The 14,772-nt window shown below is 65.8% G+C and carries 14 protein-coding genes; 1 reads left to right on the top strand and 13 read right to left on the bottom strand.

Annotated elements, in window-relative coordinates:
• Positions 1-5: 5 nt before the first annotated feature.
• Entirely contained in the window at positions 6-1,415 is a 1,410-nt protein-coding gene (locus X907_RS07940) for a bifunctional enoyl-CoA hydratase/phosphate acetyltransferase (protein WP_127566852.1), read from the top strand.
• Here the strand turns inward: X907_RS07940 and X907_RS07935 are convergent.
• The 13 genes from X907_RS07935 to X907_RS07880 form a co-directional block, all read right to left on the bottom strand.
• Positions 1,406-4,144 carry an HAD-IC family P-type ATPase gene (locus tag X907_RS07935; RefSeq protein ID WP_127566850.1) on the bottom strand — a complete coding sequence of 913 codons (2,739 nt, stop codon included), beginning with the start codon at positions 4,142-4,144 and terminating at the stop codon, positions 1,406-1,408. The genes X907_RS07940 and X907_RS07935 overlap by 10 nt on opposite strands.
• Before the next feature lie 116 nt (positions 4,145-4,260).
• A complete protein-coding gene (locus tag X907_RS07930; protein ID WP_127566848.1) occupies positions 4,261-5,064 on the bottom strand; it encodes a universal stress protein in 804 nt (267 codons plus the stop codon).
• A 1-nt stretch (position 5,065) separates the two neighbouring features.
• Positions 5,066-5,515 (bottom strand): DUF2267 domain-containing protein, encoded by a 450-nt coding sequence (locus tag X907_RS07925; protein ID WP_127566846.1) that lies wholly within the window; start codon positions 5,513-5,515, stop codon positions 5,066-5,068.
• Positions 5,516-5,582: 67 nt separating this feature from the next.
• Positions 5,583-6,314 carry a Crp/Fnr family transcriptional regulator gene (locus tag X907_RS07920; RefSeq protein ID WP_127566844.1) on the bottom strand — a complete coding sequence of 244 codons (732 nt, stop codon included), beginning with the start codon at positions 6,312-6,314 and terminating at the stop codon, positions 5,583-5,585.
• 327 nt (positions 6,315-6,641) lie between these two features.
• Positions 6,642-8,312: a complex I subunit 5 family protein gene (locus tag X907_RS07915; RefSeq protein WP_127566842.1), complete on the bottom strand. Its 1,671-nt coding sequence runs from the start codon at positions 8,310-8,312 to the stop codon at positions 6,642-6,644.
• The gene (locus X907_RS07910; RefSeq protein WP_127566840.1) at positions 8,309-9,790 is read right to left on the bottom strand and encodes a complex I subunit 5 family protein; all 1,482 of its coding nucleotides are present in this window, start codon (positions 9,788-9,790) and stop codon (positions 8,309-8,311) included. The genes X907_RS07915 and X907_RS07910 overlap by 4 nt, the downstream gene beginning before the upstream one ends.
• A complete protein-coding gene (locus X907_RS07905; RefSeq protein ID WP_127566838.1) occupies positions 9,787-11,262 on the bottom strand; it encodes a complex I subunit 5 family protein in 1,476 nt (491 codons plus the stop codon). Before X907_RS07905 ends, X907_RS07910 begins: the two co-directional genes overlap by 4 nt.
• The gene (locus X907_RS07900; protein ID WP_233352240.1) at positions 11,259-11,573 is read right to left on the bottom strand and encodes an NADH-quinone oxidoreductase subunit K; all 315 of its coding nucleotides are present in this window, start codon (positions 11,571-11,573) and stop codon (positions 11,259-11,261) included. Before X907_RS07900 ends, X907_RS07905 begins: the two co-directional genes overlap by 4 nt.
• On the bottom strand, positions 11,570-12,499 hold the full coding sequence (locus tag X907_RS07895) for a hydrogenase subunit MbhD domain-containing protein (RefSeq protein WP_170175502.1): 930 nt from the start codon (positions 12,497-12,499) through the stop codon (positions 11,570-11,572). Before X907_RS07895 ends, X907_RS07900 begins: the two co-directional genes overlap by 4 nt.
• Complete coding sequence (locus X907_RS14435; protein ID WP_170175501.1) at positions 12,496-12,786, bottom strand: cation:proton antiporter; 291 nt, start codon at positions 12,784-12,786, stop codon at positions 12,496-12,498. Before X907_RS14435 ends, X907_RS07895 begins: the two co-directional genes overlap by 4 nt.
• Complete coding sequence (locus X907_RS07890) at positions 12,783-13,079, bottom strand: MrpF/PhaF family protein (RefSeq protein WP_233352239.1); 297 nt, start codon at positions 13,077-13,079, stop codon at positions 12,783-12,785. Before X907_RS07890 ends, X907_RS14435 begins: the two co-directional genes overlap by 4 nt.
• Positions 13,069-13,572 carry a Na+/H+ antiporter subunit E gene (locus tag X907_RS07885; RefSeq protein ID WP_170175500.1) on the bottom strand — a complete coding sequence of 168 codons (504 nt, stop codon included), beginning with the start codon at positions 13,570-13,572 and terminating at the stop codon, positions 13,069-13,071. Before X907_RS07885 ends, X907_RS07890 begins: the two co-directional genes overlap by 11 nt.
• Before the next feature lie 163 nt (positions 13,573-13,735).
• Positions 13,736-14,749 carry a sugar kinase gene (locus tag X907_RS07880; RefSeq protein WP_127566832.1) on the bottom strand — a complete coding sequence of 338 codons (1,014 nt, stop codon included), beginning with the start codon at positions 14,747-14,749 and terminating at the stop codon, positions 13,736-13,738.
• Positions 14,750-14,772 lie beyond the last annotated feature (23 nt).

Genomic DNA, 14,772 nt, shown 5'->3' with positions numbered 1-14,772 from the left:
CATACATGGCCGACGCTGAAATTCTGCCTGATGATGGCCCGCTGCAGAGCCTGACCTTTGACGAGATCGAACCGGGCATGAGCGCGGAGCTGCGCCGGGTTTTCCGTGAAGAGGACGCGCTTTTGTTCGCGGCGGTGTCTGGCGAGATGGACCCGCTACATCTCAACCGCTCCGTGGCCGAAAGCGTGCCTTTCAAGGACGTGATTGCGCCGGGCATGTGGGCGGCAGCTTTGATCTCCTCGGTGATCGGCACCCGACTGCCTGGCCCCGGCACCGCCTATCTGCGCCAGGAATTGCGCTTTGTCCGCCCGGTCGCCATCGGGGAGGCGAGCCATGTGCGCGTCAGCGTGGCACAGAAGCGCGCCGATGACCGGTCCATCGTACTGGATTGCGTCTGCGCGGACGAGGCGGGCAATGTCGCGGCAGAAGGCCGGGTGGAAGTGCGCCCGCCGTCGGAAAAGCTTCACATCGCGCGCGGACAGCGCCCGGAAGCCTTCATCCATGAGCAGGGCGACAGGCTGAAGAAGCTGATCGCGCGCGCCGCGGCCCTGGCGCCTCTGAGAGCGGCAGTGACCCATCCGGTGGACACGCTGTCGCTTTCCGGCGTGCTGGGTGCGGCCGAGGCGGGCCTGATCGTGCCGGTACTGGTCGGCCCGAAACACCGTATCGACAAGGCGGCCGCAGAGCTAGGCGCGGACCTTTCCGGCATCGAGATCATCGATACGCCGCATAGCCACGCCTCCGCCGCGCGTGCGGTGGCCCTCATCAATGAGGGCGGGGCGCATATGCTGATCAAGGGGGCGATCCACACCCACGAATTTCTTGAGCCCGTCGTTGCCCGTCAGGGCGGGTTGCGGCGCGAGGAACGCATGAGCCATGTCTATGTGATGGACGTGCCGGCCTATCCCAAACTCCTGCTGGTCACGGATGCCGCCCTGAACATCACGCCCGATCTGATGTGTAAGGCTGACATGGCGCAGAACGCGATCAATCTCGCCCGTGCCATGGGTATCGACACCCCGAAGCTCGCCATACTCGCTGCGGTCGAAGAAGTGAGCCCGCGCATGCAGGCGACGCTGGATGCGGCCGCCCTGTGCAAGATGGCAGAGCGGGGTCAGATCAAGGGCGGGCTGCTGGACGGGCCGCTGGCGTTCGACAATGCGATTTCACCCCGCGCGGCGAAAGCGAAGGGGATTGTGTCGCAGGTGGCCGGCGATCCGGACATATTGCTCGCGCCCGACCTTGGCGCAGCCAACATGCTCGCCAAGCAGCTGGATTACCTCGCGGGCGCGGTCGCTGCCGGTGTGGTGATGGGCGCGAAAGTGCCGATCGTCCTGCCGAGCCGCTCAGAAGAAGCCATGTCGCGCATCGCAGCCTGTGCGCTGGCCCGGCTGGTGGCCGATCATCAGGCCTGAGCCCTGCCGTCCCTGCGGCGCGCGAGCGCGGACGCTATGGCTTTCTCCGCTTCTACAACCACCAGAAGCCCGACGCCCGCAGCGAGGACCAGCGCTCCACCCGCCAGCCCGACAGGGGCGGTGCCAAATATCGCGTTCATGAAGGGCAGGTACGTAAAGGCCATCTGGGCCAGTACGACAAGCCCCACCCCTATGAGAACGGGCCGGGTACCCAGCGCGCCGCGCCATGTCATGGACGTACCGTGGGCGAAGCGGACCGAGAACAGGTAGAATATCTCCATCACCACGATGGCGTTTACCGCCAGGGTGCGCGCCGCCTCCAGTGGCAGGCCGTTATCCACCGCCCAGAAATAGACCCCGAACGTGCCGATCACCATGAGGATCGAAACGAACACGACACGCCACAACAGGCGGCCCGAGAGGATGTGGGTGCCGGTGGCGCGCGGCGGACGGCGCATGGCGTTGGGCTCTGTGGGCTCGAAAGCCAGTGTCAGGCCGAGTGCGACCGCTGTTACCATGTTGATCCAGAGTATCTGGACGGGCGAGATTGGCAGTGTCAGGCCGAACGCGATGGCGAGGATGATGGTCAGCGCCTCGCCGCCATTGGTCGGCAGGGTCCAGGCGATCACCTTGGTGAGATTGTCATAGACAGTGCGGCCTTCGCGCACGGCGGCGACGATGGAGGCGAAATTGTCGTCAGCGAGCACCATTTCGCTGGCTTCCTTGGCCGCTTCTGTGCCTTTCTTGCCCATGGCAATGCCGACATCGGCGCGTTTCAGCGCTGGCGCATCGTTCACCCCGTCGCCGGTCATGGCGATGACTGAGCCATCCGCTTGCATGGCTTCGACGAGGCGCAGCTTGTGCTCCGGGCTGGTACGGGCGAACACCTCTGTCTTGCGGGCTGCCATTGCCAGCCCATCGGCATCAAGCTTGTCCAGATCCTGCCCGGTCATCACGTCCGGGGCCTCGGCAAGGCCAAGCTGGATGGCGATGGCGCGCGCCGTTCCGGCATGGTCGCCGGTGATCATCTTCACGGCGATCCCCGCGCGGCGGCATTCGGCGACCGCCTCAATCGCTTCCGGGCGCGGCGGGTCGATAAGGCCGGTAATGCCGAGAAGGACCAGTCCGGTTTCGACGTCTGCCTCGTTAAGCTCGGTGGTGCCTGCGGGCAGCCCTTTGCGGGCGAAAGCCAGGACACGCTGGCCCTGAAGGGCAAGCTGCTCGGCCTTTTCCTGCCAGACGGCGGGGTCGAGGCCGGTTTCGCCTTCGGCGGTGGCCTGCGCGGCGCACATATCCAGAATGCGCTCCGGCGCGCCTTTCACATAGGCGACAGGTCCGTTCTCTTCTCCCTTATGAAGCGTCGCCATGTAGCGGTGGCGCGGATCAAAGGGGATGGCATCAATACGGGCAAGGCGTTCGCGTTCGGCTTCCTCCAGCCCGGCCTTCAGCGCCATGGCCATAAGCGCGCCTTCCATAGGGTCGCCATCGACGGCGTGCGTTCCGTCGACCACGCGCAGGCCCGCATCGTTGCACAGAAGGGCAGCCCGGCAGAGCTCGGCCAGCACCGGATCGTCAAGCGCGGTTACCGGGCTACCATCGCGGGTGAATTCTCCGTCGGGCGCGTAGCCCGTGCCGCTGACCTGCCACAGCGCGTCGCCGGTTGCGGCGGCGGCCACCATCATTTCGTTTCGGGTGAGTGTGCCTGTCTTGTCCGAGCAGATCACCGATACTGCGCCGAGGGTCTCTACGGCTGGCAGGCGGCGTATAATGGCGTTACGCCCAGCCATGCGTTGCACGCCAATGGCCAGCGTGATCGTCATCACCGCAGGCAGGCCCTCGGGGATCGCCGCCACGATAAGGCCGATCATGGCCATGAACGCATCGTCGAACGCGTAGTGCTGGCTGAAGGCGGCGTAAACGAATACAAGCCCGGCCATGCCCAGAATGATGATGGTTAGCTGGCGCGCAAACAGGTTCATCTGACGCAGGAGGGGCGTCGTGAGCCGTTCCACCTCACCCAGCATGGCGCTGATGCGGCCAAGCTCGCTGGCTTTGCCAGTGGCCACGACGACGCCTGTGGCCTGCCCGGCCGTGATCAGCGTGCCGGAGAATGCCATGGTGTGCCGGTCGCCGAGCGGGGCGTCATCTGGTACCGTTTTTGCGCAGGTCTTGTCCACGGGAACGGATTCCCCCGTAAGAATGGCTTCATCTGCCCTCAGGCTGCGCGCCTTGACGAGGCGCATGTCGGCGGGCACCCGGTCACCCGCTTCCAGCAGCACGATGTCGCCGGGTACGACTTCACAGGCGGGTATCGTGACCCGTTTGCCATCGCGCAGAACCGCAGCGTGTGGGTCGATCATGCCGCGTATGGCGTCCAGGGCGCGCTCGGCCCGTCCTTCCTGGATATAGCCTATCGCCGCATTGACGATCACCACGGCCGCAATCACCACCGCATCGATGACGTGCCCAATGGCGGCGGCGAGAAACGCCGCGGCGATCAGCGCATAGATCAGGAGGTTATGCAGCTGGGCGACCAGCCTTGCGAGCCGGCTGCGCCTGCGGGCGGTCTCCAGCCGGTTAGGCCCGTACTGCTCCAGCCGGGCTGCAGCGTCCTCACGGCTGAGGCCCTCGCGTCCCGCATCAAGCTGTTCCAGCACGGTATCCGGCGTCATGGCGTGCCAGCGGGCGCCGGCCGCAGCGGTATCGGGGAGGGAAGGGGTGTCGGGCATGGACAGTTCCGCTGGCAAATCGTGGCATATCAGCGCCCGCAAGGCTCAAGCTGGCCTTGCGGGCGCATAACAGTCTTGGCGCGGCTTGCGTTTGCTGCAAGCGCAAACGGGGCTGGTCAGTGGCTGAACAGGCAGGGCGTCTTGCTTTTGAACAATAGATCGCGCGTCACCCCGCCAAGGATGAATTCGCGCAGGCGGCTGCGGCCATAGGCGCCAGCCACGATCAGGCCCGCCCCTTGCAGCTCGGCGGCCTTGATGATCGCCTTGCCGGCGTTCCTTTCCTTCACGTGTACCGTTTCGGCCTTGATGCCGTGGCTAGCGAGCCAGACGGCCACCTCCCCGAGCGCTTCGCCTGCAGTCTCATCACCCACGCCGGTAATCACGACGCGCTTTGCGCCAGCCAGCACGGGCAGGGCGGCAGCGACGGCCCGGCGGGCCTGGGGCGTATCCTTCCAAGCGACCAGGACGGTGGAGAAATCCATGTCCCCCTTGCCGCGCGGCACTGTCAGCACGGGACGGCCCGCCGCCATGATCACATCAGACGGATCCACACCGATAACGGGAAAATCGCTGTCTGCACGTGAGCTGACGATCAGCATGTCAGCAGCGCGGGCATTCTCGGCAAGGAATGGCGCAGGCGCGGTGAGGGCGCTGCGCCAGCTGGCCTTGTCCTTGCCCAGAGCCGCCGCCTTCTTGGAAAAGCGTGCGGCGAGGGCCTTCAGATCCTTTTCCAGCATCGTGACATTGTCAGGATCAGGATACATGACGCCTTCAGGGGTCACGATCGCTTCAGGCCGGGCCATCGCGCCCACACCGATCAGCCTGGCGCCGAAGGCTTTGGCCAGTGCAAGTGCAGCGTCGATCCGCCCGTTCTTGAAGCCGTCGGGCGAGACGTGAACCATGAGTGTCTTGGGAGCCATTTTAGTCTCCTTGTGGCTGGCCGGATTGCGGCCTGTTAGATGCGGCAGGATGAGGCATGAAGCCGTTTGCGCTAGCCTGCAGGCAGGCAAGGGCGCTGGGGTCCATCCGTCTGGACAGCACGAAGAGAACGCCTGAGGCGGTCTCGGGCGCCGACAGAGGAAAACTTAAGGGCAGGCGCTCTGCAACCCGGCGCTCGAACGTATATGGACCGCTCTGAGGTGCTGCCGGATACCAGTCGCGGACCGTCAGACCGCCTATGAAGAGCGGCATGCCAGCAGCCATGCGCAGGGTGGAGCTGGCGGGCAGGCCCTCGCGTGCGGCGTGCAGCACTGCCTGCAAGGCCGCATAGGCGTGCATCCGGTTAGACAGGCCCAGCCGGGCCTGTACCGTGTCCAGCAGGTCGCAGGTTTCCGAAACAGCATCACGCAGGACTGCAGGCGGTTGACGCATGGGGGTCGCGCTCCGTTGCTACGGGGCAGACCTTCTTCCTTCATGAAATGCGCGGCATTGATCAGGATCAATACGCCTCAGCGCTTGCCAGCTCCTGCAGCCGGCCGGCATCCAGCACCGACACCCGCTCCGACTTGCCGCCCTCCAGCGCAATGATCCCGGCCTTTTTCAGCCGGGTCATGCAGCGGCTGACGGTTTCTATGGTCAGGCCGAGAAGATCACCAATTTCCGCGCGGCCCAGTGGCAGGACCAACTCGTCTATCTGTTCGCCGCATGAGCGGGCGTGCTCCTGCTCATCTACGAGGAAGCCGGCCACGCGCTCCATGGCCGTCTTGCGTCCGAGCGTGAGAATTCGCGACTGGGCCTCAGCCAGTTCGTCTTCCAGCTGGCGCATCACGGCGTGTTCGATCTCGCGATGGCGCTCGAAAAGGTGTTCCAGCGCCTTGCGGGGGAGGAGGCACAGCTCGCACTCGGTAATTGCCGCGACCGTACAGGCCGTCCTGTCGCGAAAGGGCGCGCCAATGAAATCGCCGGGTCTAAGCACGCGCAAAAGCTGGGTGCGGCCATCAGGCAGGGATTTGTAGACCTTCAGCCGGCCGCGTGTGACGTTGGCCACGTGATCGCTGGGATCGCCTTCCAGCATCAGCAACTGGCCCTCGCTGAGGCGCTTTACCGAAACGGCCGCCTCCATGTCGCCGATCTGGCTGATGTCCAGCGTGGCACATACGCCGCGCTCGCGGACCTCACAGCCCACGCAGCGGCTATCCTCGGCGAGCAGGAGTATCGACTGCTTTATCACCTGTTCTGGCCCTGTCCGGCAAAGGTGTTGATCAAGCAGAATGCCGCCTGCGGGGCCTAAGGTCGAGTCGCGTTCTTGGAGGAATTTGGGGAAGTGGGCGTCAGGGCAGATTCGATAGTGAAGTTCTCACCATGCTCTTCCTCTGCGCGCCATTAAGCTCGCTCAAAATCGAGGGGGCAGTTTCGAGGCGGCAGCGTGACGGTTCCGGCGGACACGATAGTCGCGGACTGCTGATTGTGCCTGCAACGCTCTAAGGCCTTCATATATCCAGCTGCGCCCGCCAGCGGTTGGCAGAGCGTCGAGAAGGACCGCAACGCCGGGTTTACATCACGCTGCGAGCAGCGCGAGCACAAGGACCAGGCCCAGCAGCAGGGCAGGCAGGGCACGCGCGAGCCCTGCCTCTACCCGGTCCAGCAAGCGCCCGGAGAGGGCCTTCCGGGCGGGCAGGCGCGGGACCGAGGGCAGGCGGCGTCCAAGCGTCTGCAAGGCGGTGACAAGCTTTGTAAGAGCTGGTTCGGCTAGCGCCAGCAGATCGCCTTGCGGGGCGGCTGGCAGGGAAAGGCGCGTCCGCTGTGCGGCCCATACGGCCAGAACGGCGAGCGCCAGCGGCAGGGCGCCGTTCAGAAGATTGCTCCACTGCCAGACATAGCTCATCGGCAGACCGCTCATATTCCACACCATCCAGGGCAGGATCAGCGCGCCTGCGCCCAGAACCATCACGGGGACGGAGCGCACCAACGGCGCGCGGGCCTCGCCAGCGCTGCCGGGCCTTACGCTCGCCAGAAAGCGCGTCAGCAACAGGGCGGTGGTGAAGGCCGAGGCTGTGATGAGAAGCTCGCTCAATGGCCCCAGAGGCGCTTTCAGGGCGAGCTTGGCAAGCGCGCCGCCGGTCAGCGGCAATCCGGCGACCGACAGGGCGATGATCGCGAGCACGGCGCGCTGGCGGTGTGCGGCCTTGCCCGCGCTGGCACTCATTGCGCCCACGCCGAGGAAGAGCGCGCCCTTGGCGAGGCCGTGATGGAGGGCGTAGATTGCGATGGCGCTCGTGATACCAGCCGCTTCCAGTCCTGTCGCCAGCCCTGCGCCGATAGCGGCCAGCATCAGCCCCATCTGGCTGACAGTGGAGTAGGCGAGGATCGCCTTGGGGTCGTCCTGGGTCAGCCCGTAAAGCGCTGCGCCGAACGCGCCGGCAAAGCCCAGCGCGGCGAGGATGGCGCCGGTATGAAGAAGGGTTTCACCCAGCGGCAGGAAGACCAGCAGGCCGAAAATACCTGCCTTCACGATCGCGCCGGAAAGGACGGCGGAGGCTGGCACCGGTGCCGCAGGATGAGCCACCGGCAGCCAGACATGGAGCGGCACAAGACCGGCCTTGATGCCAAACCCGGTGATCAGGAGGGCGAGGATGAGCGGGCGGTCAGGCGACAGCCAGACCGCATCGACCAGCGCCTCGATGCCGGCCACCCCGCCTGCAGCCCCCGAAGCGAGGACCAGCCCGGCCAGCAGGGCGGCCTCCCCGATCACGGCCAGTACGATATAGCCGACCCCTGCCTTGAGGGCTTTCTGGCTGCGGTCATGGATGACCAGCGGGAAGGCCATCAGTGAGACGAGCGCGAAGGCGACATAGAAGCTGATCGCGTCAGCGGCGATGAAGACGCCCAGATTGCCCGCAAGGCAGAGATTCCAGAACAGGGCGAAATTGCCGCCCCGGTCCTTGCCGGCCATGTAGAAACGCGAATAGAGCCCGGCGGTCAGCCAGAGAAGGCTCGCTCCGCCGAGGAAGAGCGCGCCGGTCTCGCTCAAAGAGAGCGTCACGCCGAGCACCAGCTCAGGCAATACCAGCACCTCGCCGCGCGGCGCGAACAGGGCTGCGGCAAGCCCCGGAAGCGGCGCGAAGATGGCCAGCGTCAGGCTGCGGTCGCGAATGAGCGGCAGCGCGCTGCCCGCCGCCAGCAAAAGGGGCAGGGCAAGGGCGAGAGGAAGGAGCCAGAGCGCGCTCATGGCAGATAGATCCGTTCAACGATCAGCGTCGCCCAGCCCAGCGGGCTCAGCTCGAACCCGGCAAACAGCCCCGCGCCCAGCGCGGCCATAGCCGTGAAGGCGCCGGGCAGGATGAGGAGCCATGTCCTTGTGCTGGCCAGCGCCTCCCGGCTGGGCAAGGTGTCTGCCGAGGGTTTCAGCCAGGCGCGGTAGAGCATGGGCAGGAAATAGGCGGCATTGAGCAGGCTGGAGGCGATGAGCACGCCCACCACCCAGCTGGCCCCCGACTGGTAGCCGCCAAGGGCGAGATACCATTTGGAGACGAAGCCCGCGACGGGCGGCACCCCGATCATGCCGAGCGCTGCCACGCTGAATGCGGCCATGGTGATGGGCATGCGCCGCCCGATCCCGTCCATCTGCGCGATGCCGGTAATCCCGGCGCGCTCGGCCAGCACGCCCGCCCCGAAGAAAAGCGTGATCTTCATCAGGCCCTGATGGACGAGATGAACCAGACCGCCAATGACCGCGAACGGCCCGGCAAGGCTTGCGCCCAGCACGATATAGCTGACCTGGCTCACGGTGGAGTAGGCAAGGCGCTTCTTGATGTCGCTCTGGCGCAGGGCCTGCAGCGATCCGTATATGATGGTGGCAGAGGCGAGGGCCGCAAGCGGTATGCCGAGGCCCAGCGCCGCGACCGTCTCGATGCCATAGACATCATAGATCACCCGCACCACGCCGAACGCGCCTGCCTTCACTACGGCGACGGCATGAAGCAGGGCGCTTACCGGGGCTGGCGCGGCCATGGCGGCTGGTAGCCAGGGATGGAGCGGTATCAGGGCTGTCTTCGCGCCCAGCCCGCCGATCAGCAGGACGAAGATCACGCTGGCGCTCAGCGTGGAGAAGCCGGAAAGGTCCGCCCCGTCGGCGAACTCCACAGGGCCCGATCCGCTTTCCAGCCAGACAATCCCGGCCAGCAAGGCCGCGCTGCCCGCCAGCGTGTAGGCGAGATAGGTGCGCCCTGCCGCCATGGCCTTGGCGCTGCCGGTGTGGACGACCAGCGGCCAGGTGGCGAGGGTAAGTATCTCGTAGAACACGAAGAAGGTGATGAGCGATCCGGACATGGCGATCCCGCTCGCGGCGACGACGCACAGATTGAAGAAGGCAAAGAAGCGCGCCTGATGGGGCGTGCCCTTCAGATAGGCGATGGCGTAGAGCGTCGTTGCCACCCACAAAACGGCAGAGAGCGTGACGAACAGGAGCGCCAGCGCATCCAGGCGCAGTACCAGATCAAGGCCGGGCACGAAGGCGATCCGCCATTCATATTCCGCCCCTGCCGCCACACCTGCCAGCGCATAGGTGACAAGCGCCAGCTTCAGCGCGGCAAAGCCGATATTCACGCCATTGCGCCAGCCCGCATGACCGGACAGAAGCGCGCTTGCCACAGCCGGAATGAGCGGTGTCAGCACCAGCAGGACCGGGATGAGAATGGCCGTGTTCATGGCTCCACCTCCTCCAGCCCGGCTTCACCGGCCTCTGGCAGGCCGGACACCATCAGCTCATAGGGAGCCGCTGAAAGCAGGCCCAGTGCCATCGCCGCTATCGCCAGCGCCAGCGGTGCCAGCGGCAGCCAGTTATGAGGCAGCGGCGTAATTGCGGGCGTTTCCGTTCCGGCGAACATGCGCGCCAGCGGGCGGAAGAGATAGGCTGCCGCCATCAGCCCGCCTGCGATGATGACCAGCGCATAGGGCCATTGTCCGGACGCCAGTGATGAGATCAGCATGAGATATTTCGCCATGAAGCCGCCGCTGGGTGGCAGGCCCATCAGCGACACGGCGCACAGGGCAAAGGCGAACGTGGTGACAGGCATGGCTCTGGCAAGGCCGGTCAGTCCGTCCATCCGTCCATTGCCGCTGGCGTGGATCATCAGCCCAGCAGCGAGGAAGAGCCCGGCCTTCGCGAGCATGTGGGCGCTGGCATGAAAGCCCATCGCGCCCCATGCGCCCGCCGCCCAGGGCGTGATGGCTTCTCCGCCGCCTGCCAGCGGAAAGACGAGGAAGAGATAGCCAAGCTGGGCGACGGTGGAATAGGCGATGAGCGCCTTGAGCCCCTCCTGCCTCAGGGCCAGTGCGGAGCCATAAAGTATCGCGGCGGCACCCAGCACCCCGAACCCGGTGATGATGGCAGGTTGCGTCAGCCCCGGCAGGGCCTCGAACCAGACCCGCAGCAGGATGACGAAGGAGGCTTTCACCACCAGTGCGGAGAGGAGCGCGCTGACCGCAGGCGGGGCCGCGCCATGGGCGGGCGGCAACCAGCCATGCAAGGGGAAGAGCGCGGTCTTGGCGATCAGCCCTGCCGAGATGAGGGCAGCGCCGATGAGGACGCTTGTACGGGCTTCTGGCGCGCGCTCCGCGATGAGGGAAAGGTCCAGCGTGCCGACGGCGGCAAAGATCAATACTACGCCGAGCAGATAGGCCAGAGAGCCCGCCAGTGCGATCATCAGATAGTCCATCGCGGCCTTGCGCGAGCCGAACGCGGCCAGTGCCACCGCACAGATCGATAATAGCTCGATGGCGACGTAAAGATTGAACAGGTCGCGGCTGACCAGCACCGCATTGACCGCAGCCCATAGCCCATAGAAGAGCGGCCAGAAGGTGTAGCTGCGCGTGGTTTCGGCCCGCGTAGTGCCATAGCTGCCAAGCGCGAAGAGCCCTGTAATGGCGGCGGTAATGGCGCTTGCCAGCATGAGCGCAGCTGCCAGCCCGTCAGCCTCCAGCATGATGCCGAGCGGGACAGGCCAGCCACCCAGCGCGCCACCTTCCGGCGCAGTGTGGACCGCCATCGCCAGCCATACGGCAAGGCCGGTCATAAGCGGCGCTGCCAGCCAGATCAGGCGGGGACCATGGCGCCCGGCCACAAGGCTGGCCAGCATGAAGAGGAGGGGCAGGGCGACGAGCGCAAACAGCAGGTTCACCGGCCTGCCTCCGGATTCTCATCGTCGTCACCGCTCCGGGCGAGCCTGACGGCAAGCGCAGCGGCGAAGGCGGTCAGTGCAAGGGCAACCACGATGCCGGTAATGATCAGGGCTCGCGGGACCGGATCGACACCGCCCCCGAAATAGCCCGTGCCGCCGAAAAGCAGGAATATCCCGCTGCCGATCACATTGAAGGCGATCAGGCGGCGGATCAGCGCGCGGCGCATGATGAAGCCGTAAAACCCCAGTGCGATCAAAGCGGCGCCGGTCAGCGCGAACAGGCTGCCGCGCTCTGCCAGAAGCTCCATCATGGCGCCCGCCTTGCCGGACCGGCGATCAGCAGGGCGAGTGTCGCCGCGATGGAAAGGGTGAGTGCATATTCGATGATGAGGATCAGCGTTCGGGCATGGCCTTCGGGATAGCCGAGTGCGAGGCCTGCCAGTGCGCCTGCCAGCCCCGCGCCCAGAAAGACCAGCGGCCCGGCAATGACGATGAGGCGCAAAATGAGGCTGGAAAGGCGCGGCTCATCGCGCAGGCCCGCCAGCACGATGAGTATCCAAACCGCCGCCAGCACGGTGCCCGCCTGAAACGCGCCGCCCGGCTGGTCCGCGCCTGCCCAGACCAGATAGACCGCGACCAGCACGCCCAGAGGGGGCAGGAGGCGGCCAAAGCTCGCCATTACGCCATCAGGCCGGGTGGTATGCTTTGGCCCCGGTATCCCGCCCCAGAAGCGCGCCGGGGTGAGCGACCAGACGGCCGCCAGCGCGGCCGTCAGCACCAGCGTTTCCAGCAGCGTGTCATAGGCCCTGAAACTGAGCAGTACGGCGGTTACCGGATTGCCGAGATCCAGTGCAGGCTGGTTTTCCGCGACCGGGCCGGTCAGCCCGTCATGGCCGGGCAGGGAGAGGACCGCAAACCCGATCAGAGCGCCGAGCGCGGCGGCGCCCAGCCCCGCCAGGACGCGCACAGGCAGGCTTTTTGTGATCTCGGCTTCCAGCCCGCCTGCATCCTTCATGCCCTGCCATGCCCCAATCAGCAGGACGCCGGTCACGCCTGCGCCGATGGCCGCTTCGGCAAGCGCGACATCTGCCGCGCCAAGACTGACCCAGGCGAGCGCGATCAGCACGCCATAGACGATGTAGAAGACGACAGAGCCAAAGAGATTGCGCCCCGCCACAGCCAGACCGGCCGCGCCAAGGATCAGGGCACACAGGGCAAGATCGAAGGCCAGGCTCACTCGCCACCCTCCGCCTTCAGGGCCGCGCGCGCGACGAGCTGGGCCGCCATGCCGGCTGCAAACAGGGTGAGCAGCCAGACAAGGGCGAGCTTGCCCGCAATCCAGCCATCGCCCCAGTGCAGGCCTGCTGCAATGGCAATGAAGCCGAGGCCCAGATTGTCCGCCTTGGTCAGCGCATGCAGGCGCGAATGGGTATCGGGAAAGCGCAACAGCCCCACCGTTCCGGCGACATAGAAGAACACGCCCAGCGCCAGAAGGCCGGCTATGAACCACTCCATCGCGTTCATGGGGTTTCGGCCTCGTCGGCTTCCGGATCGCCCGCCCCTTTGGGCGTGACGGTCTTGACGAAGGCCAGAGCCGCGAAGGCGGCGAGCAGCGCCAGTACCAGCGCCACGTCCAGAATGGCGGGCTCGCTGCGCGCTGCCGCAATCAGCACGGCAATCCCCACGCCCCCTGAACCGATCAGCTGCGCGCTCATCATACGGTCGGCCCGGCCCGGCCCCCGCCAGGCGCGGATCAGCGCTCCGGCAACCGAGATCAGTACGCACAGGGCGGCGAGCATGAAGAGGTCAGCCATCATCGCGGCCCTGCGCCTCATCCTGTGAAAAGGCGCGCGCAAGGCGCTCTTCCTCGATGATCAGGCGCTCACGCGCGCGATCCGTCACCTCAAGGCAGTGGATTTTCATGCCTTGCGCATCACATCCGGCAGACAGCGTACCGGGCAGAAGGCTCGTCTCGGCGCCGTAGAGCGCGCGGGCGGGGCCGTCCTGCATCCGGGTTTCAAGCTCTATCCAGCCCGGCTTCACGGGCAGGCGCGGATGGAAGGCCCGCCAGGCGACATCCACCCCGCCCATGACCGAGCGCACCAGAAAGCCTGGAAACAGCGCAAACAGGGCCAGAAGCCGCAAAGGGCGCGGTCCCGGCGGCAGGAGGACAAGGCTCAACGCCGTAGCAGCCGGAACGGTGATGAGAAGATACGGAAGCGCGCCAAGCTGGCCGCCGGTCAGGACCAGCCAGGCAAGGCCCAGCAGCGCAGCGCGCTTGAGCGCGGAAAGCAGGAGCGAAGTGGACACGGCGGGCAGCGTCATCCCTGACTGGTGGCGGTTGGGATAAGTAAATATTGCGCCGCACGCGAAGGCAAATGACCTGCTGCCGGAGTGGGTCGACGCGTGGCCGGGGTCGTCGCGGAACGCAGCTGCTTTCATTCAGCCGCAAAAAAAAGGCGCCCGCGCAGCCTTAGCGTTTCAGGTCGCTACCCTCACGCCATGCGGCGATGTCACTGTGCCGCACTGTACACTGATCGCCGGGAATGGAGTGTTTGACCGCCATTATCGTCAGCGCATCGGTGAGTGCTGTCTGATGGTCTGTACCGCTTGCCAGAGCGTCTATCAGGCCGGCTGCAAACGCATCGCCGCCGCCAATGCGTTCGACGATTCCAGCCAATGTCTCTGGACCGGCAGCGATCACACCGTCCCGGCTGGCAAGCCGGGCTTCCAGCGTCTGTTCAAGCGTGCCGCGCGACTGGCGGAAGGTCGTGACGATACACTCAAGGCCGGCAAAGCGGGCGAAAGCGGCCTTTGCGCTGCTGTCGAAATCGGCCTCGCGTCTTCCGGTCAGTTCAAGGGGCATGATGCGGGCCAGATCGCCGGCGCTGGAAAAGAGCAGGGTCGCTTGCGCCACCAGTTCGCCCAGTATCGCGCCCGCCTCGGCCTCGCGCCCCTGCCAGAGCATGGGCCGGAAATTGAAATCGAAGGATACCTTTGCACCCTGCTCGCGGGCTCGCTGCGCGGCATCAAGGGCGGCGCGTGCCGGGGCCGCGCCAAGAGCAGGCGTAATGCCTGAGAGATGCAACCAGTCCACCCCGTCCAGTGCCGCGTCCCAGTTCCAGCCTTCATGAGGCATCAGGCTGAATGCTGAATGGGCGCGGTCATAGACAATTTCGGCCGGGCGTTGCATCGCTCCGCTGGCGTGAAAGTAAAGCCCCATACGGCCGTTGCTGCGAACGACGTGTGTGGTGTCGAGGCCGGACCGGCGCAGTTCGCCAAGGCAGGCATCGCCAATCGCGTTGTCGGGCAGGGCGGTAATGACCCGCGCGCTGTGGCCGAGGGCGGCCAGGCCCGCCGCCACATTGGCTTCTGCGCCCCCGAACCAGGTCTCCAGCCTCGCCGAGCGCAGGAGCGGTTCACGTCCCGGCGCACTCAGGCGCAGCATGACCTCGCCGAACACGGCGGCGTTGAGACGAGTCTTCATGTCGGACACTCCATGGGAAGGGG

Origin of the sequence: Glycocaulis alkaliphilus (assembly GCF_004000605.1) — a bacterium.
Classification (GTDB): Bacteria; Pseudomonadota; Alphaproteobacteria; order Caulobacterales; family Maricaulaceae; genus Glycocaulis; species Glycocaulis alkaliphilus.
The sequence above is the reverse complement of the archived record's forward strand: the minus strand, read 5'-3'. Positions and strand labels throughout refer to the sequence as shown.